This window comes from Bradyrhizobium sp. USDA 3315, assembly GCF_054056795.1.
Map to the genome: position 1 here is coordinate 2115703 of NZ_JBSRYP010000001.1, position 17006 is coordinate 2132708.

Genomic DNA, 17006 nt, shown 5'->3' on the forward strand with positions numbered 1-17006 from the left:
TCCGTCAGCGCCTTCCCGTGATCGCGGCGCGGATCAGCATCACGCCGGCAAAGCAGACCGCGAGCCCGAGCAGGATCAGGAACAGAATGGAGGGATCGGTTTTCGACTCGCTCAGGACGCCGAACCCGAACAGCAGGGCGCAGAGCCCCGGCAGCAGCAGGACCAGCCCGAACAGCACCATGAACGCGGTGGCGCAGCCGCTGCGTGGCGACGGCGGCGGCGGGACGTATTGGTAGGATGGCTCCGGTGGTGCAGGCGGGATGGGCGGTGGATTGGTCTCGCTCATCGCGGCACCTCCTCGCTTAGCCGGGCTTCACGGTAGGTCTGGCCGGCCAGCGCGGCGCGGATGCCGTCGATCTTTCCGTCACGGTAGAACAGGTTGTAGGTGTCGAACGGGATGATCGCGCCGCTCTCGGTGACGAAATGGATGCAGCTTCGCTTGACGTTGCCGACGCAGAAATTGAAGCGGTCGAGAAACTGCACGATGGTGACGCGGAACACGTTCTCGTAGGTCAGCCCCTCCGGCACCTCGAAGCTCGGCAGGCAGCACAGCAATTCGCAGACCCGCTCCGAGGTGTTCAGCGGCCCCGACGACAGCGAGAACAGGTCGACAAACTTCTCCCGCAACACCGGATATTTCTCCGGGCTGATGGTGTTGGGCATCACGGCGATGAGCTGCTCCTGCGGGATCAGCGACGTCAGCGGCAACACCTTGTCGGCGTTGCGCAGGCCGTAGCCGATCGAGATGCTCTCGGGATTGCAGGGCAACGGGATCATGTCGTCAGCGCCGAACACCCCGGTCTCGATCACGCGCCGGCGGATCTCGGACAGCATGATGCGGTCGGTGTCCTTGTTGAAATGCTCGTTGCGGCCGGCATCCTGCACCGGCTGCAGCGTGACGCCGCGGACGCACTTCCAGGTCAGCGCGTGGCGGACGATGTCGCCGATCTCGCCGTCATTGACGCCGCGCTTGATGGTCGCGACCAGCGTGGTCGAGACGCCCTCGCGCTCGAGATTCTCCAGTGCCTGTTGGCGGATCTTGCGTAAGTCCGCGCCGCGCAGATTGACCAGCGCCTCGCGCTGCAGCGAATCGAACTGCAGATAGACCTCAAGCCCGCGCTTGTTCTCGGCGAGCTTCGCCACGAAGTCGGGCTCGCGCGCGATCCTGAGGCCGTTGGTATTGATCATGACATGGCGGATCGGGCGGGCGCGCACCGCATCCAGAATGGCGAAGAAATCCGGATGCAGCGTCGGCTCGCCGCCGGAGATCTGCACCAGGTCGGGCTCGCCCTCGCTCGCGACCAGCGCGTCCAGCATCTTCTCGATCTTCGCCAGCGGCGTGAAGCTGGAGCGCGCCGGCGAGGAATCCGCAAAGCACACCGGGCAGGTCAAATTGCAATGCTCGGTAATCTCGATCAGCGCCAGGCAGGAGTGCTGCTCGTGGTCGGGGCACAGCCCGCAATCATAGGGGCAGCCGAATTCGGTGTGGCGCTGGAACGCGAGCGGCCGGTCGCCGGGCTTGATGAAATCCTTGCACAGCCGCCAATAGGCCGCATCCGTCGAGACCAGCGTCGACTGCACGCCATGCTGCTTGCAGCGCTTCTCGTACCAGACCTCGTTGCCTGATATCTGGATCTTGGTCGGCACCAGGGCCAGGCAGGTTTCGCATAGCGACTGGGTCTGGCCCCAGAAGATGTAAGGGCGGGCCTTACGCAGCGGCGCGTTCATGCTTCAAGCTCACATTCGGCGCCGTCGCCAGCATGACGGCGGCGTAAATCATGACAAACAGCGACAGCAGGTGAAACAGCGAGAATGGTCCGATCAGCGCGCCATAGGGCTTGATGAATTCCCACAGGAAGCGCTGCAGCCCGTAGTAGAACAGCACGAGGTAGAATCCGTTGGTGATGACGGCGGCATTTCGGTTCAATACGGCCCAGACATAGAATGCCGCGAACCCCGCCATCGCCAGGCTTTCATAGAGCTGCACCGGATGGCGCAGCACGCCGTCGCCGAAATCATGGCCCCAGGGCAGCGTGGTCGGCGTGCCATAGGTGAAATCCTCGAGCCCCGCGAAATAGCAGCCGAGCCGGCCGACCGCGACGCCGATCGCAAGCGGCAGCGCGAACCGCGCGCCGGTGCGCAGCGAAATCCCGTGTCGCCATTTGTAGAGCTCGATCGCGACGATGCCGCCGGCCAGCGCGCCCTCGACCGAGCGGGCGATGCCGGACATGCCGGAGAACCACAGGTTCAGCGTGCCGAAGATGTAGGCGCCGATGCCGGCGCCGAATACCAGCGCGGCGATGTAGGTGAGCTCGAAGGATTGCCGCGGGAATTGCAGCCCCCGCACCCGGGACAGCCACCACATCGCGATGGCCGCCGCGCCCCATGCTGCGACGTCGAAAACGGCGTGAAGTTCAGCCCCACTCATGAGGCGAGTGTAGCGTGATTTTCGCGGTCCGCGATAGCGGCTTCCCGATTGCAATGGCGGAACGAGGTTATAACCCGTCCGCCTGGGAGCGGCGGGCTGATGGACCACACCGGCGACGCCAGCCCGCGCAAAACTACAAAGGCTGTAACCGTGCCAGAACGGATATAGCCGATGTTACGGCGTCCATCCGAAGCGCTATATCCGAACTGACGGCTGGGCTTTCGACCTTCCCAGGATGACATTCTGTCCGGAGTGCAGGACCCGTCCCGATTGCGCGGAGCGATTGCGATGAGGAAGGCTACGATGGATTTTTCGCGGATGTCGGATGGGATCCGGCTGCATCACGCCTCTCATCGCCACGATGGGCACGATGGTGACGACGAGTCGGGTCCGGCACCGAGCAGCCCGTTTGCAGGGCTCGATGCGCATCCCGCGACCACGAATTCCCCGCCTTATGACTCTGGCCCGGGCCAATCCGACCATCCCACCGCGTCGGGGGTCGGCACGGGCGGCCACGTCGGCAACCACACTGCGGCGAGCCTGGATGCTCCGGCAACGAAGCCTCTTGCCGACGCATCCCATTCCGCGACGGGTATCGCTTCGATCGAGAGCGGGGCGAACACCGCCGGAAACGGCGGAGACGGTTACTTTTACGGAGGTATCATTCACGCATCCCTGTTGATCTATGAACCGATCAACATTTCGGTGAGTTTGGGATACGGCTCGGCCGCCGTGGCCAACCAGTCCAACGATTTGAATGTCGATCAATCCGCCTTTCAAATGGCCGGCGTCGGCGGACATGGTGGGAATGACAACCTTGCATCGGGAGGCAGCATCAGTGCTTCCCTGGGCCCGGGCGTGATTGGGAGCGGCGACAACGGCGCCGGAAACGGCGGCAGCGGCTATTTCTCGGGTGCGTTGGTGGACGCTCCCGTGGTGATCTATCATCCGATCAATATTGCGGTGGCGAGCTCAGGCGGCACGGCCCATGCAAGTCAATCGAACACAGTCGACATCGATCAATCGGCCACGCAGATCGCGGGCGTCGGCGGAAGTGGCGGAAATGGCAATGTGGCCTTCGGCGGCAGCATCATCACGCTCGACCCCAGTTGGGGATCAAGCAACGGAGGAAGCGTCTGGGACGTTCAAACGGGCGGGAGTCAGGCCGGCAATGGCGGCGACGGCGCGTTCTACGGGAGTCTCGTGCATTCCTCGATCTTGGTGTACGACCCGATCAACATCGCGGTCGCGGGCTATGGCTCCAACGTTCATTCAGTCCAGACGAATGACGCCGGCGTGGATCAATCCGTACTTCAGATCGCCGCCATGGGCGGGCATGGCGGCAATGGCAACGCCGCGACGGGCGGCCATGCAAGCCTTCTTTCCCACGGCTTGTGGGGCGGCTCCGACACGATTGCGACCGGCTCGAACGGCGCAGGCAACGGCGGCAACGGCTATTTTGCCGGCAGCCTGATCGATGTGAGCGTCGCGATCTATGCACCCGTCAATATCGCAATCGCGGGGCCCCATTCGACGGCCGTGGCCGATCAGGTCAACAACGTGCACATCGACCAGAGTGCGGTCCAGATTGCCGGACTTGGTGGGGACGGCGGCTACGGCAATCTCGCGCTGGGTGGCGATCTTTCCGCCCATCTTCTGTCGGATCTTCACCTGTTGGCATAGCGAAACATCGAGCCGCTCGCGCAGGCCGGTCGCAAGGTAGCGGACTCCCTGCGCATGCAAATCTCGCGCAGAGGCGCCTCCCGATGTTTCGAGCTCCGATGTTGCTCGACGAATGTCATACTTTCGTACGTAGGTCGACCAACCCGGATGGTGTCCGATTTGACATCTATCGGCAGCGCGCATCGCCGGATCAGACTCGCCCGTGCGCGTCCGCCTGATCGGGATGGATGATGCACGACAGCCAACACAAGGACGGAGGCTCAAATGTTGCCCAAGGCGATCAGCATCTCGGATTCGATCGAATTCAAATCGATCAACACCGGTGGTCAAAGTGTCGGAAATGGCGGCGACGGTACCTTCAAGGGAGCTATCATCAGCAAGCCGACCCTCAACTTCGATCCAACCAACAAGGCAGAAGGCGCCGATGTGCATGTGAACACCGGCGACCACGTCACTCAGACGGCAGATTGGGACGCCGGCGGCGCGAACGCGACGGCCTCGGTGTTTGCGAAGGCCCATGGCGGAAGCGCCGAGTCGAACGGAAGCCAGAAATCCTACAGCGGCCACGATACCTCCAAGGTATATGCCAATACGGATGCCACCCAGATCAACAAGCTCGCGGTGGACCAGCACCAGGAGGTCCTGGCTGGCATCGGCGGCAATGGCGGAGACGGCAACGCCGCGCTGGGTGGAGAAGTGAGCTTCCACCTCGATACATTCTGACCATCGGCTCGTCCGACCGCGGCGGGACCGGCGGCCATTGCTGCCGGTCCTGCAGTTCAAAGCCGATGCCCCGCCGATGCGCTTCTTGGCAGATCGCGTTGGCCGTCGGGCAAGTGCGCCGGACTTCGATTTCAGGCGGTGACGATCATGCTGATGCCGCCCATTCGGTTGCCTGTCCTGCCGCAGATCTCGACGCCACTGCACGCGGCCCTTTGGTCCTGTGCGGGACCGCTTGGTCTCGTATTCGCGTATAGCTGCAGCTACAACCTGCTTTTGTTTGCGCCCTCCATCTACCTTCTTCAGATTTACGACAGGGTGTTGTCGAGCCGGAGCGGCGACACGCTGCTCCTGCTCACGCTCATTGTCGCGATCACGGTCGTGGTCGGCGGCGTTTTCGATGCCTTGCGGCGCGCTGTCCTGGGTCGCCTTGGCGCCTGGCTCGACGATCGGCTCCGTCCTTGCGTGCTTTCGGCCAGCCTCGAATCCGCGTTTCGCAGCGATTGGACGCGGGCGTCGGACGCCTATCGGGATCTCACCGTGCTGCGCCAGTTCATCGATTCCGGCGCATGTCCGATGCTGTTCGACGCACTCTGGGCGCCCCTGTTCCTCCTGGTCCTCTTTCTCATCCATCCCCTGCTTGGCGTGGTAGGCGCCTGCTGTGTGGCTTTCCTCTTCGCTCTCACGGTTGCCGGAGATCTGGTTACCGAGGACGTTCTGCTCAGATCCGGCGCCGCGTTGTCCAGAAGCTATGGCCGCCTCCAGGCCGCCGCAGGCAACATCCATATGATCCGCGCCATGGGAATGCTCGATAGCGCTGCGCGCGCGATCTATCATGACGCGCAGGAGGCACGCAGAGAGCACGACGTTGCAATCCGGCGAAGCGAGATCGTGATGCTGGTCACCAAGCCGGTCCGCGCGCTGTCGCAGGTGTTGATAATGGGGGCTGCCGCGTGGCTTGTCCTCGAGCACGGAAAGAGTCCGGCGATCATTTTTGCTTCGACACTGATGTTCAGCCGCGCGCTCGCGCCGGTCGAAAGTGCGATCGCAGGCTGGAAGTCACTCAGGTCGGCCGTGCGTGCCTGTCAGCGGCTCGACGCGGTTCTCGCCGCGTCCCCCGCCGCCGGACAGCAGGATCCGGAGGTTTCGCAGCGGCAGGCGTCGAGCGGTCTCGTTGTCGACAACGTCGGCGTGAGGCTATCGGGGACCAATCACCTGCTGCTGAACGGTGTCTCGTTCACGCTCGCGAACGGAGAATGCCTTGGCATTATCGGTGCGTCCGGGTCAGGCAAGTCCCTGCTTGGCCGGGTGATTGCCGGGCTGTCGATGCCAACTCATGGCTGTGTCCTGCTCGACAATACCGACGTCTCGCTGCTTCGCGAGGGCCTAAGCGGTCACCGTCTCGGTTATCTCCCCCAGGACATCGACCTGCTCGGCGATACGATAGGCGATATCATCGCACGGCTTGATGATGCCGATCGGCGGAAGGTCGTGGAAGCGGCCAAGCTGGTCGGAATTCATGAGGCGATCATGCGCCTGCCGAACGGGTACGACACGGTGATTCACCGTGAAAAATCCTTCTCGCGCGGATATCGGCAGCGCCTCGGTCTTGCCCGGGCCTTTTTCGGCGGTCCACGCCTGATCGTTCTCGACGAACCGAATGCCAGTCTCGATTACGGGGGTGAGCGAATGCTGCTGGACGCTATCGAGCGCATGAAGCTCGCCGGTGTCATCCTGGTCGTCGTCACTCATCGTATGGGTCTCCTCGCAGCCACAGACAAGATTGCCATTATGGAAGAGGGGGCGGTCGTCGCTTTCGGCGACAGCGAGGAAATCTTTGAGCGGCACCTGAACCGACCCCAGGTTACATCGCGGATTGCGCCATGATCCGCAATCCTCTCACCATCTGGAAGCTTCCCACGATATCGAGGCTACCCACGATCTGGGACCAGCTCGTGCGAACGCCGGCAAGCCCCCCGCTCGCCGGACGACTCGGAGTCGTGGTTACCGCGATCGACGATTTCGAGCCCCTCGAATATCCATGGTGTGCGACCCCGACACCCATCTCCCCGCGTAGACGGCTTCGCGGTATCACCCTGGCGGGTAACCTGCTGGTGCTCTGCTTCATGCTGGGGCTTGGCACATGGGCGTGCCTCGCGCCTCTCGAGAGCGCCGCGATCGCTTCCGGCGTCGTGGAATCGGAATCGAGCCGCAAGACGATTCAGCACCTGGAAGGCGGGATCGTCAGGAAGATCCTGGTTGCGGACGGCGATATCGTGCGAAGCGGACAGACGCTGATCGCGCTGGACGACACCCGGCCCGGTTCGGAGGTGCAAAGCCTTCAAGGCCAGTTGTGGGATGCAATTGCTCGTGCCGCACGGCTTCAGGCCGAGCAGCAGAACTTCGAGAGCATCGCAATCCCGAGCGCGCTGGAGCAGGACAGCAAGCGAAATGGGGTGGCCGCCGCCGCGGTATCGGCGCAGCAGTTCATTTTTCTGGCGCGCCGGCAGGTTCATGAGTCGCAGCTTGCGGTCGTTCGCGAACGGAGGCTTCAAGTCGAGAGGGAGATCGAAGGTCTCAAGGCTCAGCAGAACGCCACCGGGCAGCGGGTCGACATCGTCCGCGAAGAACTGGATATGGTCACGACGCTCGTGAACAAGGGACTCGAACGGCGGCCGCGGCTTCTGAACCTGCAACGTGAACTGGCCGACGTTGAGGGGCGCCGCGGCGAGATCACCGCGCAGATTTCTCGCGCCGGGCAGGTCATCAGCGAGCAGCAGGCCACATTGTTCAAGCTCGAGAGCGACAGGCAGAACGAGATCGCACAGTCGCTTCGTGAAGCACAGAACCAGATGTTCCAGCTCCGCGAACGGTTGCTTGCGGCCAGGGATCAGCTATCGCGAACGGAGGTGAAGGCGCCTGAGGACGGCGTGATAACCGACTTGCGGATTCATACCGCGGGCGGCGTCATCGGGGCGGGTGCTCCGCTCATGGAGCTGGTGCCGCGGCAAGACCGCCTCATCGTGACCGCCCGCCTGAGGCCCGAGGACATTGATGTGGTTCATCCCGGCCTCAATGCCGAGGTGCATCTCGTGCCGTACAATCAGCGTCGCGTACCGCGCCTGAAGGGAATCGTCGTGCACGTATCGGCAGACCGGCTACTCGACAAGCGTACCGACCAGCCATATTACGCGACCAAGATCCGGATCGACGACGCGCAGATCGCCGCAAACGACTTCCAGATCGTTCCCGGTATGCCGGTTCAGGTGTTCATCACCACGGGGCGCGGTACCGTCGCACTTTACGCGCTCAGGCCCCTGCTCGACAGCTTCCGCGGTGCATTCAGAGAGGATTGATCCCGCTCAGCGTCACTAGGTCTCCGGCATTGGGGCTGTGCCCGGGTCGTGATCGCGATTCTGCGCGAGTGACCGGCCGCGCCAGCGGAGGACCGCTTCCGTGCGATTGTGAGCGGCACATTTCCTCATGATATGCTGAATGTGCATTTTGACGGTGCTTTCCGAGAGCTTCAATTTGGCTGCGATCAGCTTGTTGGGCAGGCCGAGCTCCAATTCCGCCAGGACGTGCTGCTCTCGAGGCGTGAGACCGCTCCTGTCGATGGCCGCCCTGGCTGCCTCGTTCATCAGATATGCGGACGCAAGCCCGCGCGCGTCCGGCGGATCGAAACCCGGCATCCTGTTCATCTCGGCGACCGGCAACGGCCTGTAGACGCCGCCGACAAGAACAAGGCGCAGGCCGGCTATGACGACCTCGATTGGTAGCGAGGTGGGAAGAAAGCCGCGAACACCCCGCTGCATCGCGGCTTGCGCGGTCGGCTCGTCGTCATGGTTTGACAGGATTGCGACGGCGGCATTGGGACAGTGCTCGGCCACGAAGGCGAGATCGTCCTCGACCGAGGGATCGCCGATGGGCTTGTCCGCGATGCTCAGCAGCACCAGACGAACGTCGCGGGTTGACATGCAGTCCAGGCCTCGGACTGTTGCCATGTCGAGGATCTCGAAGTCGGCCAATTCCCGCCTGAGGACGTTAAGAATACATGTGCGGGGCAACAGGTGCGGCTCGATGATCACCAGAACCGGTACGTGAAGCGCTCCATTGAGCCGTTTTGAGGTTATGTCGTCCATGATTTCCTCGGAATGAAAAGAATTTCTGCGACAGTCCCATCGATCCGTATTGCGCATTTACCGTTGCGGCATTCATCCTGAATGCATCATCACGCGCAGCCCCGACATCAGGATCGCATCCATTGCGGGATAGCCCGGCGCCTCGGTGGGAAATTCTTTCCGCTCAAATCATTTGGACGCGCGCCGTGGCGCGGTCGACGCATCCCCTATTTGCAGATATTTCGATACGCCGTTGACGCCGCCGACCCTGACTTGCCGTCGACGACATACGCTTCATCCTCCTTCACAAGATACAGAAACGGCCTCCCTCCAGTCTCTCCGCCCGACGCACTTCTTCCTTTCACGCGCCCGCAAATCGTATCCACGGCGCGTCCGAACGTGTTCTTTCGCATGGCGCGCTTCATGTCGCTGAATTCGGCCGATCCGGGATCCTCTATCTGCGCTGCAATCGTGACCTTCGCTTTGGTGAGGACAGGATCTGCTGCGTCCGCGGCGTGTTCCGGTGTCGGGACGTTGATCCTCGTCCGCGGGGACGCCGCCTTGGCGAGGTCGGGCGGTCCGTGTTTCTTCGATGATGGTCTCCTGCCGGATCTTGCCGGGGTTGCAGAATTCGATTTGACGATCGCAGGCGCAGGCGCAGGCGCAGGCGCTAACGCCGCCGGCACTGGCTCTGTGGGTCGGGCGACTGCAACCTTGTCGAAACAGGGTCTTGACTCACACCCAAGGAAATCCCCTCGGGAAGGCGCGAACCAGCCAAAGCCGATCAGGATTCCTGCCAGCGCTCCGACAAAAAGCAGTCCCATCCGATTCCCCTCCTCGGGAGCTCGGCTCGCACTCATAACTAGGACTAATTCCGCGCTGGTGATCCTATCTGTTGCGCAAAAGCGTTAAGCGCTCATTAAGCGCGCGCGGTTGGGGCGATAGGACGAACCCCTACGGCGATGTCGGGTTTAGCGTCGGCTTCCGGAAGCATGGCGGATGCGACGAATAATGAGTACACACCCTAGCACTACTTTGGCAGATTGTTGATTTTGCCGCGTTTTATAGGATTCCCGAATCAATTTTTCAATGATTCATGGGTGGTCGGCTCTTGGAGGGCTGACCATGCCGAGATGGGAAGACGAACTCGAACGCTGGCTAATGCCGTTCTTGGACCGGCTGGGTCATAAGACCCGGCAGCGGATGTGTCCTCTGTATGTTGCGGGATTGATCGGTCCGGGCGATCGCAAGAGCGTTCAGCCGATGGCGGAACGCCTTGCCACGAGCAACTACGACCAGTTGCACCATTTCATTGCGGACGGTGTCTGGGATGCGACGCCGCTGGAGACGGAGCTGCTCAACCAGGCGGACCGACTTGTCGGCGGCAGGGATGCGATGCTGGTTATCGATGACACCTCACTTCCCAAGAAGGGTGAGCGATCGGTCGGTGTTGCGGCTCAATACGCGTCGGCTCTCGGTAAAACCGCAAATTGCCAAACGCTGGTGTCTTTAACGCTTGCACGCGGCGAAGTGCCAGTGATGGTCGCGTTACGTCTCTTTCTGCCTGACAGCTGGACAAGCGACATGTCTCGTTTGAAGCGCGCTCGCGTGCCAGTCGAACACCGAACGCCACGGTCCAAGCCGGAGATCGCTTTGGCCGAGATTGACCGCGCGATGGCAGCCAACATGCGCTTTGGATGTGTGCTGGCGGATGCAGGATACGGCCTCAGCGCACCGTTTCGACAAGGGCTAACAGAGCGCGGGCTGACCTGGGCTGTCGGTATCCCTCGGCACCAGAAAGTGTATCCGGTCGATGTGAAGCTCATTTGGCCGATCACCAAAGTCCGTGGCAAACCACGAAAGCACCACGTGCCCGATATCTTATCGATTGCGGCCGAACAAATGCTGGCCAGCGCCAAATGGAAAACCCTGAGTTGGCGTAGCGGGACGAAAGGTCGGCTCAAAGCTCGATTTGCTGCTCTCCGTGTCCGCACCGCCAACGGCCCTCCGCAGCGAATATGGGATAAAGGTCAGCAGCATCTGCCAGGCGACGAAGCCTGGCTCATTGGTGAGCAACGTGCCTCCGGGGAGAAGAAATACTATCTCGCCAATCTTCCGGCGGCGACGGATCTGCGCACGCTGGCCGCCACCATCAAGGCACGGTGGATTTGTGAGCAGGCGCATCAACAGCTGAAGGAGGAGCTTGGACTTGATCACTTCGAAGGGCGGTCATGGCAAGGTCTTCATCGCCACGCCTTGATGACAATGATTGCCTACGCCTTCCTGCAACATCGTCGCCTCGCATACGCGGGGCGGAAAAAAAAGAATCAACGGGCCTCCGCCTCAGCCAACCATGCCAGCCGTACGTCACGCCATCGTCGATCTCATCCTTCGGCCGCCGCCTCAGCAGTGCCCATATTGCCGAAAGGAAATCCCTGAAAAACAGCGGCGAAAACACAATCTGCCAAAGTAGTGCTAGTTCTGCGGGTTGTCCTCGCTTGGATACACGCCGCGCAGCACTTCCTCGAAATGATCCTTGACGGCGTCGTTGCACAGGCAGGAGCGCTGCCGCAGCTTGTCCGGGTCGCGGATCACGATCGCGCCGCGGCGCGTCTCCAGCACGCCTTCCGCCTTGAAGTTCTGGATCACGCGGCTGGTGTAGCTGCGGCCGACACCGAGCAAAGTCGAGAGCTGTTCATGCGTGAGTGGCACCATGCCGTTGCCATTGGTGCGCTCCATCGCCGAGATGATCCATTTCGCCGCGCGCTGCTCGATCGAGTGGATCGCATTGCAGGCGGTCGACTGGAAAATCTGCGCCAGCATGCAGTCGGCATAACGCGCGAAGATGTTGCGCACGGAGATCGACGTCAGCTTGGCGGCGTCGAGCTTGCTGACCGGCAGCCGCGCGAACGGGCCGCCGAACTTGACGGTGATGCGGGTATAGGCCGGCAGGAAGCCCTGGCTGACGATGCCGCCGACCGCGCCCTCGCGACCGACCAGGATGGTCTCGACATCGCGGCCGTCCTCATTGGGCACCATGTAGGACGCAAGGCTCGGCCCGCATGGAAAATGCACGGTCTGGACGTCGTCGCCGGGATTGTAGAGCAGATCGCCAGCCGCGGCCTCGACCAAGGCAAGGTGCGGCGCGATCAGTTCGTAATCGGCGGCGTTCAGCCGGCGCAAAAGATTGTTGAACGGCCGGTCACTCGTCCCGGCCCACTCGGTCCGTTTCGTGATCATTGGAAATCCTGAGAACCCAACGCGGACCATAATCGGAAAGTTCCCGGATTTATGTTCACTAGTGAACAGACGCGGCAGCCCGCGATGTGATGGGTTTCACCTCGGGAACAGCCGGCGTGCTTTCAGGCGCCGGTCGCGGGCCAATCCGGCCGGACTGATCCGGTCTTTCATCCATGCTTTAAAAACGGAAACTGGCACGCCATGGACTTCACCCCCAATGCCGGCATGCCCGGTGACGTCCTCGTGGTTGAGGACGATCCGATCATCTCGCTCTATTTCGAGGACACCATCCTCGGCTTCGGCGCTCGGACGGTGCGCACCGCCACGAACGTCGCCCGGGCGCTCGAGCTGATCGCCGAACGCGCGCCGGATTTCGCGCTGCTCGACGTCGGCCTCGTCAGGGGCGAGAAGACGTTCGCCATCGCCGAGCGGCTGGATGCGCTGAAGGTGCCGTTCGCATTCGTCACGGGTTATGGTGCGGATATCCGGCTGCCGGCATCGCTCGCCGGCAAGCCGCGGCTGACCAAGCCGTGCTCGAGCGAGGCGCTGGAGGCGGCGCTGCGAAACGGACGTTGACGCATGCCGGCTTCGGCCTCGCCGTCGGCGCGTTCGTCGTCTACCATCCAGCCTGTCGGATTCGGTGACGCAAACGCTTCGGGAAAGCGTCATGGTGATCAGGATATTTGCCGCGCCCGCAGCCGCGCTCGCTCTCGGGCTGCTGCTAGCGCCGCCGTTCGGCTCGGCCGTCGTCGGTCGCTTCGTGTCGCCAGCTCTCGCTACGCCGGCCGCACTCTCGAGCGAGCAATCGGCCGCGCTTGAGACCTACGACAAAGCCCTGAAGGGCTTCGAGTCGATCCTGCGCCAGCGCCGCGCGCAGATCGATTCGAAGCAGCCGCTGCCCGACTTGCCGGGCCAGGCGATCTATCTGGCCCGTGTCGAGATGATGAGCGCCTACAAGGACCTCACCGATGCGCTTCCGTCCAGGATTGGCAGACCCAACAGATTCGGAATCCCCCCGGCCTACTTCAACGCCGACAATGAGCCGCTGCTCGATGAGTACAGGAAGCTCTTCGACGTCATGGAGGCGCCGCCCGCCGGTGCGCAAACATCCAATACGCCATTCAAGGACGTGGTCGATCTGGCGACGGTGATCGCGCGCGCCAAGGGTCTTGACGCCGCCGACGCCGCCGTCGCGGGCCGTATCAGCCTCGGCCTCTTCTTTGCCGAGACGAACGGCAAGCAGAATGCGGGCAATGCACGATCGAACACCTATAAAGGAAGCCTGCAGACCGGCCCGTCCGAGGATCGCGACGGCCGAAGGAAATGGGCCGCCATCAAGGGGTCGATCGCGACACTCGATCCTGCGCTGAGCCGTCGCGACGACCGGGAAGAGGCGCGAGTCGGCAACCTCGACCACAGGTTCAATCACTGGACCGCCGTGCGGGACGGCCTCATGAACGCACACGCCGAACTTTTCCCGCAGGTCGCGGCGATCCAGAAAGCGCTGCCGGACCCGATCGATCAGATGAAGGTCTTTGAGCTGATCCAGATCATTCCCACGCCGACCAGGGCAGCGCTCAAATCGGGCAACCTCGTCGGCTACAGAATTTCCGATCCCAGGATCATGCGATATCTGCGCAACAACAGCGTCTTCGCGTTCGGCCGGGCCGACCGGGCAAGAACATCCGCGACCTTCCGCGAGATCCTCGATGCGATGTGGCTGTTCAACGCCAAGTTCGAGCAGGCGCTCGCCAAGTTCAAGGAGATCAAGTCGGGCAAGCCGAGCTGAGGAGGAGTTGATCGCTCGGCCGTCAGGGTGGACCGAGCAGCGCCCATCGCGGCTCGCAGAATTCCTTCACGGCGGAAGCGACGCTGCTGCTGATGAGGTTTTGGCGCTCGGGCGAGTCCATCTCGCGTTCCTCGTCCCGGTTGATGATCGAGCCAGCCTCCAGCAGGATCGCGGGCATCGCGGTCTTTCTCAGCACGATGAGTTCATCATTGCTGTAGACGCCGGTATCCTTGTTCAGCAACGGGTGCTGGTAACGACCCATGATGGCCTGGCTGTATTGCTCGGCATAATGCAGGCCCTGGGCCTTCATTTCCCCGGCGACGAGTTCGGCGAACCGGAGGCTGGTCTTGAAGTCCGGATTGTCCCGGGAGACGAACACGGAGTAGCCGCTGAAGCGGTCGCTGAAGTGGCTTTTCTTGCCCTCGAACTCCCAGTCCTCGAGCATCTTGTTGGGCACGGAGTCATGGTGGATCGACATCAGCAGATCCGCGTGCAGATTGTTGGCGGCGGCGACCCGCTTGAAGAGGCTCGGTCTCGCTTTGCCTTCGGTCAGCAGCAGCCTGGTTTCGGTAAAGCCTTCGGCCTTCAACCTCTCCTCGATCAGCCGCGCAAGGCGCAGGTTGAAGGTGAACTCGGCGACATTCCGCGCGCTGATCGCGCCTTCCGATTGCGCGGTATGTCCGACATCCAGCACGATCCGGAACGTCGCGGGATCGCATTTGGCAGCGGCCGGCTTGAGAGCCGAAAGCGGCAGGGTGACTGGCCCAAGGGCGGCCAGCCGCATGGCGCGGTGCCTGGGCGGAGCGCGGTGCCTTGCCAATTTGGCAGCCCTTGTCGCCTTCGCGCGCTTCGGCGACTTGGCATGCTTGGGTGAGCTCCTGAAGAGATCGGGCAGCCAGCCGGCATCGCTGACTTCGATCGGCAGCAGCGCGAACACTGCGATCGCGACGACCAACAAGCGGCGAGGCCGAAACCTCGCAACGCGACCACCGAGCACGCGAAAGAATTCGCAGCGCCTCATGCTCCGCCCCTCCGGGCCCCCAGCATAACGGCTCTGACATCGGTACCGGAAGATGCCGGGGAGGTCCATCCCCGGCAATCGCGTTGCCTCGGCTTGGCGGCAAGCCCGTCAAGACCAAGAGTCCGGTTCCGTGGCTGTGACCGAACTAGTGTCCCGAATCCGAAGTTCGCATCATTTGCCGCACCTTCGGAGCGAACTTCGGATTCGATAAGGACACTAGCAAACTTATGATTCTAGTGTGCTTTATGAATGCGAAGTTCGTGAAAGTGGCTGCCGCGAAATCGCACGAACTTCGCATTCAGCACACTAGACCGGCTTCGGATCGAGCGTGATCGCCCACAGCTCGGCGTCGACGCGGTCGCGCAGGCTCACCGTCATCTGTCCGCTCTTGCCGTCAATCTTGACGTGGCCGAAGAACTGCATGCCGGCCGACGGCGGCAGGTTCTGGTTGGCCTCGCCCGGCGCCTTGATGAACTTCACCTCGGGGCCGAAGGTGTTGTCGAGCTCGTTCGGACCGAACGTGCCGGCATGCAGCGGCCCGGAGACGAACTCCCAGAACGGATCGAACTCCTGGAACTGGGCCTTGTTCGGGTTGTAGTAATGCGCGGCGGCGTAATGCACGTCGGCGGTCAGCCACACCGTGTTGACGATTCCCGCAGTCTTGATGAAGCGCAGGATATCGGCGATCTCGAGCTCGCGGCCGCGCGCCGGACCATTGCCCTGCGCAAAGGCTTCCGAGCCCTTCTTGTTGGTGGCATCGTCATAGACGATCAGCGAGAGCGGCATGTCGGAGGCGATCACCTTCCAGGTGGCGCGGGAGTTGAGCAGCGCGCGCTTCAGCCAGGCCATCTGGTCCGGGCCGATGAAATAGGCGTCGGGGCCGTACTGCTCCTGCAGGTTCGGGCCGTTGGGGCCGCGATAGCTGCGCTCGTCGAGCATGAAGACGTCGAGATGCGGACCGTAGCTCAGCGTGCGATAGACGCGCCCCGGCTCGACGATGCTCTCGCGCATCGGATACATCTCGTGGAAGGCCTTTGCCGCGCGCGCCGCGAGCACATTGATGTCGCGCTCCTTGTAGGCCGCCGGCAGCTGTTTCGACAGCGACCAGTTGTTGGTCACCTCGTGATCGTCCCACTGCACGAAGATCGGCACCTCGGCATTGAAGGCGCGGACGTTGTTGTCGAGGAAGTTATACTTGTGGGCGGCCCGGTATTCGTCGAGCGTCTCGGCGACCTTGGCCTTCTCGGGGATCGTGACGTTCTTCCAGACCTTGCCGTCGGGAAGCTTCACCTCGGAGGGGATCACGCCGTCGGCGTAGATCGTGTCGCCGGAGTGCAGAAGGAAATCCGGAGCGTGCTTCTTCATCGCGGCGAAGGTGATCATGCCGCCGTCGTCGGGATTGATGCCCCAGCCCTGGCCGGCGACGTCGCCGCCCCACACGAAGGAGACGTCGCGGCGATCGCTCGGCGCGGTCCGGAAGCGTCCGACCACCGGCTCGCCGACGATGTCGATATGGGCGAGGTCGCGGAAGCGGACGCGATAGAAGATGTCCTGGCCGGAGGGCAGGTTCTCCAGCAGCATCTTGGCGGTGAAATCGCTCTCGGGCAGCGCCGTGATCGGCGGCAGTGTATGGGCGTCCTTGAACGATTCAGTGGTCGCGACCTCGACCATCATCTGCGACGGCCGGTCCGCACGCGCCCACACCACGCCGCCGTCGACGCCGACATCGCCGGACTGCACGCCATGGGTGATCACGGGACGGTCGGCGGCGCGCGACAGATAGGGCATCGCAATCACGCCGGCGCCGGCCGCAGCCGCCGTGGAGAGAAAGCGTCGGCGGGTGAGATTTCGCGAGAACCGGATCGTCATGGGGAGCCTCCTCAGGTCACAGCGACAATGCGCCGCAGGCGCGCCAAGACCTAGAAAAATTCCATGACGGAGAGATTACAGCGGCGGGAGTGCGGGACGTAAGGGAAGCACATCTCTCAGGCTCCCTCTCCCGCG

General features: G+C 62.5%; 15 protein-coding genes. 7 read left to right on the plus strand and 8 right to left on the minus strand.

Annotation, left to right across the window (positions count from 1 at the left end):
* Nucleotides 1–4: 4 nt before the first annotated feature.
* The 3 genes from ACVIYL_RS09795 to ACVIYL_RS09805 are packed head-to-tail and all read right to left on the minus strand — an operon-like array spanning nucleotide 5 to nucleotide 2428.
* On the minus strand, nucleotides 5–286 hold the full coding sequence (locus ACVIYL_RS09795; protein ID WP_456778392.1) for a hypothetical protein: 282 nt from the start codon (nucleotides 284–286) through the stop codon (nucleotides 5–7).
* A complete protein-coding gene (locus ACVIYL_RS09800; protein WP_456778393.1) occupies nucleotides 283–1728 on the minus strand; it encodes a radical SAM protein in 1446 nt (481 codons plus the stop codon). Before ACVIYL_RS09800 ends, ACVIYL_RS09795 begins: the two co-directional genes overlap by 4 nt.
* The gene (locus tag ACVIYL_RS09805; protein ID WP_456778394.1) at nucleotides 1709–2428 is read right to left on the minus strand and encodes a prolipoprotein diacylglyceryl transferase; all 720 of its coding nucleotides are present in this window, start codon (nucleotides 2426–2428) and stop codon (nucleotides 1709–1711) included. Before ACVIYL_RS09805 ends, ACVIYL_RS09800 begins: the two co-directional genes overlap by 20 nt.
* A 303-nt stretch (nucleotides 2429–2731) precedes the next feature.
* On the opposite strand from ACVIYL_RS09805, the gene ACVIYL_RS09810 reads away from it, so the two are divergent.
* From ACVIYL_RS09810 to ACVIYL_RS09825, 4 genes are all read left to right on the plus strand, one after another.
* On the plus strand, nucleotides 2732–4111 hold the full coding sequence (locus ACVIYL_RS09810) for a hypothetical protein (protein ID WP_456778395.1): 1380 nt from the start codon (nucleotides 2732–2734) through the stop codon (nucleotides 4109–4111).
* A gap of 264 nt (nucleotides 4112–4375) precedes the next feature.
* A complete protein-coding gene (locus tag ACVIYL_RS09815; RefSeq protein ID WP_028343759.1) occupies nucleotides 4376–4834 on the plus strand; it encodes a hypothetical protein in 459 nt (152 codons plus the stop codon).
* Between the two features lie 147 nt (nucleotides 4835–4981).
* Nucleotides 4982–6718, plus strand: coding sequence for a type I secretion system permease/ATPase (locus ACVIYL_RS09820; RefSeq protein WP_456778396.1), 1737 nt, complete (start codon nucleotides 4982–4984; stop codon nucleotides 6716–6718).
* Nucleotides 6715–8187, plus strand: a complete 1473-nt coding sequence (locus tag ACVIYL_RS09825) for an HlyD family type I secretion periplasmic adaptor subunit (RefSeq protein ID WP_456778397.1) — start codon at nucleotides 6715–6717, stop codon at nucleotides 8185–8187. Before ACVIYL_RS09820 ends, ACVIYL_RS09825 begins: the two co-directional genes overlap by 4 nt.
* A gap of 15 nt (nucleotides 8188–8202) precedes the next feature.
* On the opposite strand, the gene ACVIYL_RS09830 is transcribed toward ACVIYL_RS09825, so the two are convergent.
* Both ACVIYL_RS09830 and ACVIYL_RS09835 read right to left on the minus strand, forming a co-directional pair.
* A complete protein-coding gene (locus ACVIYL_RS09830; protein ID WP_057021302.1) occupies nucleotides 8203–8973 on the minus strand; it encodes a response regulator transcription factor in 771 nt (256 codons plus the stop codon).
* A gap of 206 nt (nucleotides 8974–9179) precedes the next feature.
* The gene (locus ACVIYL_RS09835; RefSeq protein WP_456778398.1) at nucleotides 9180–9776 is read right to left on the minus strand and encodes a hypothetical protein; all 597 of its coding nucleotides are present in this window, start codon (nucleotides 9774–9776) and stop codon (nucleotides 9180–9182) included.
* Between the two features lie 265 nt (nucleotides 9777–10041).
* Between ACVIYL_RS09835 and ACVIYL_RS09840 the strand changes: the two genes are divergently transcribed.
* On the plus strand, nucleotides 10042–11391 hold the full coding sequence (locus ACVIYL_RS09840; RefSeq protein WP_456778199.1) for an IS701 family transposase: 1350 nt from the start codon (nucleotides 10042–10044) through the stop codon (nucleotides 11389–11391).
* Between the two features lie 36 nt (nucleotides 11392–11427).
* Here the strand turns inward: ACVIYL_RS09840 and ACVIYL_RS09845 are convergent, their stop codons facing one another.
* Complete coding sequence (locus ACVIYL_RS09845) at nucleotides 11428–12192, minus strand: Crp/Fnr family transcriptional regulator (RefSeq protein WP_456778399.1); 765 nt, start codon at nucleotides 12190–12192, stop codon at nucleotides 11428–11430.
* A gap of 201 nt (nucleotides 12193–12393) precedes the next feature.
* Between ACVIYL_RS09845 and ACVIYL_RS09850 the strand changes: the two genes are divergently transcribed.
* Both ACVIYL_RS09850 and ACVIYL_RS09855 read left to right on the plus strand, forming a co-directional pair.
* Nucleotides 12394–12768, plus strand: a complete 375-nt coding sequence (locus tag ACVIYL_RS09850; protein WP_225642248.1) for a response regulator — start codon at nucleotides 12394–12396, stop codon at nucleotides 12766–12768.
* A 91-nt stretch (nucleotides 12769–12859) separates the two neighbouring features.
* Nucleotides 12860–13981, plus strand: coding sequence for a hypothetical protein (locus tag ACVIYL_RS09855; protein WP_456778400.1), 1122 nt, complete (start codon nucleotides 12860–12862; stop codon nucleotides 13979–13981).
* 22 nt (nucleotides 13982–14003) lie between these two features.
* On the opposite strand, the gene ACVIYL_RS09860 is transcribed toward ACVIYL_RS09855, so the two are convergent.
* A complete protein-coding gene (locus tag ACVIYL_RS09860; protein WP_371852199.1) occupies nucleotides 14004–14765 on the minus strand; it encodes an N-acetylmuramoyl-L-alanine amidase family protein in 762 nt (253 codons plus the stop codon).
* A 543-nt stretch (nucleotides 14766–15308) separates the two neighbouring features.
* Nucleotides 15309–16871 carry an alkaline phosphatase D family protein gene (locus tag ACVIYL_RS09865; protein WP_456778401.1) on the minus strand — a complete coding sequence of 521 codons (1563 nt, stop codon included), beginning with the start codon at nucleotides 16869–16871 and terminating at the stop codon, nucleotides 15309–15311.
* Between the last annotated feature and the right edge of the window lie 135 nt (nucleotides 16872–17006).

Bases quoted from the DNA above. Each gene is read 5' to 3' on its own strand.
- ACVIYL_RS09820 (WP_456778396.1), top strand. From the start codon at position 4,982: ATGCTGATGCCGCCCATTCGGTTGCCTGTCCTGCCGCAGATCTCGACG.
- ACVIYL_RS09840 (WP_456778199.1), top strand. From the start codon at position 10,042: ATGATTCATGGGTGGTCGGCTCTTGGAGGGCTGACCATGCCGAGATGG.
- ACVIYL_RS09865 (WP_456778401.1), bottom strand. From the start codon at position 16,871: ATGACGATCCGGTTCTCGCGAAATCTCACCCGCCGACGCTTTCTCTCC.
- ACVIYL_RS09795 (WP_456778392.1), bottom strand. From the start codon at position 286: ATGAGCGAGACCAATCCACCGCCCATCCCGCCTGCACCACCGGAGCCA.
- ACVIYL_RS09825 (WP_456778397.1), top strand. From the start codon at position 6,715: ATGATCCGCAATCCTCTCACCATCTGGAAGCTTCCCACGATATCGAGG.
- ACVIYL_RS09830 (WP_057021302.1), bottom strand. From the start codon at position 8,973: ATGGACGACATAACCTCAAAACGGCTCAATGGAGCGCTTCACGTACCG.
- ACVIYL_RS09810 (WP_456778395.1), top strand. From the start codon at position 2,732: ATGGATTTTTCGCGGATGTCGGATGGGATCCGGCTGCATCACGCCTCT.
- ACVIYL_RS09815 (WP_028343759.1), top strand. From the start codon at position 4,376: ATGTTGCCCAAGGCGATCAGCATCTCGGATTCGATCGAATTCAAATCG.
- ACVIYL_RS09800 (WP_456778393.1), bottom strand. From the start codon at position 1,728: ATGAACGCGCCGCTGCGTAAGGCCCGCCCTTACATCTTCTGGGGCCAG.
- ACVIYL_RS09850 (WP_225642248.1), top strand. From the start codon at position 12,394: ATGGACTTCACCCCCAATGCCGGCATGCCCGGTGACGTCCTCGTGGTT.
- ACVIYL_RS09860 (WP_371852199.1), bottom strand. From the start codon at position 14,765: ATGCGGCTGGCCGCCCTTGGGCCAGTCACCCTGCCGCTTTCGGCTCTC.
- ACVIYL_RS09805 (WP_456778394.1), bottom strand. From the start codon at position 2,428: ATGAGTGGGGCTGAACTTCACGCCGTTTTCGACGTCGCAGCATGGGGC.
- ACVIYL_RS09835 (WP_456778398.1), bottom strand. From the start codon at position 9,776: ATGGGACTGCTTTTTGTCGGAGCGCTGGCAGGAATCCTGATCGGCTTT.
- ACVIYL_RS09845 (WP_456778399.1), bottom strand. From the start codon at position 12,192: ATGATCACGAAACGGACCGAGTGGGCCGGGACGAGTGACCGGCCGTTC.
- ACVIYL_RS09855 (WP_456778400.1), top strand. From the start codon at position 12,860: ATGGTGATCAGGATATTTGCCGCGCCCGCAGCCGCGCTCGCTCTCGGG.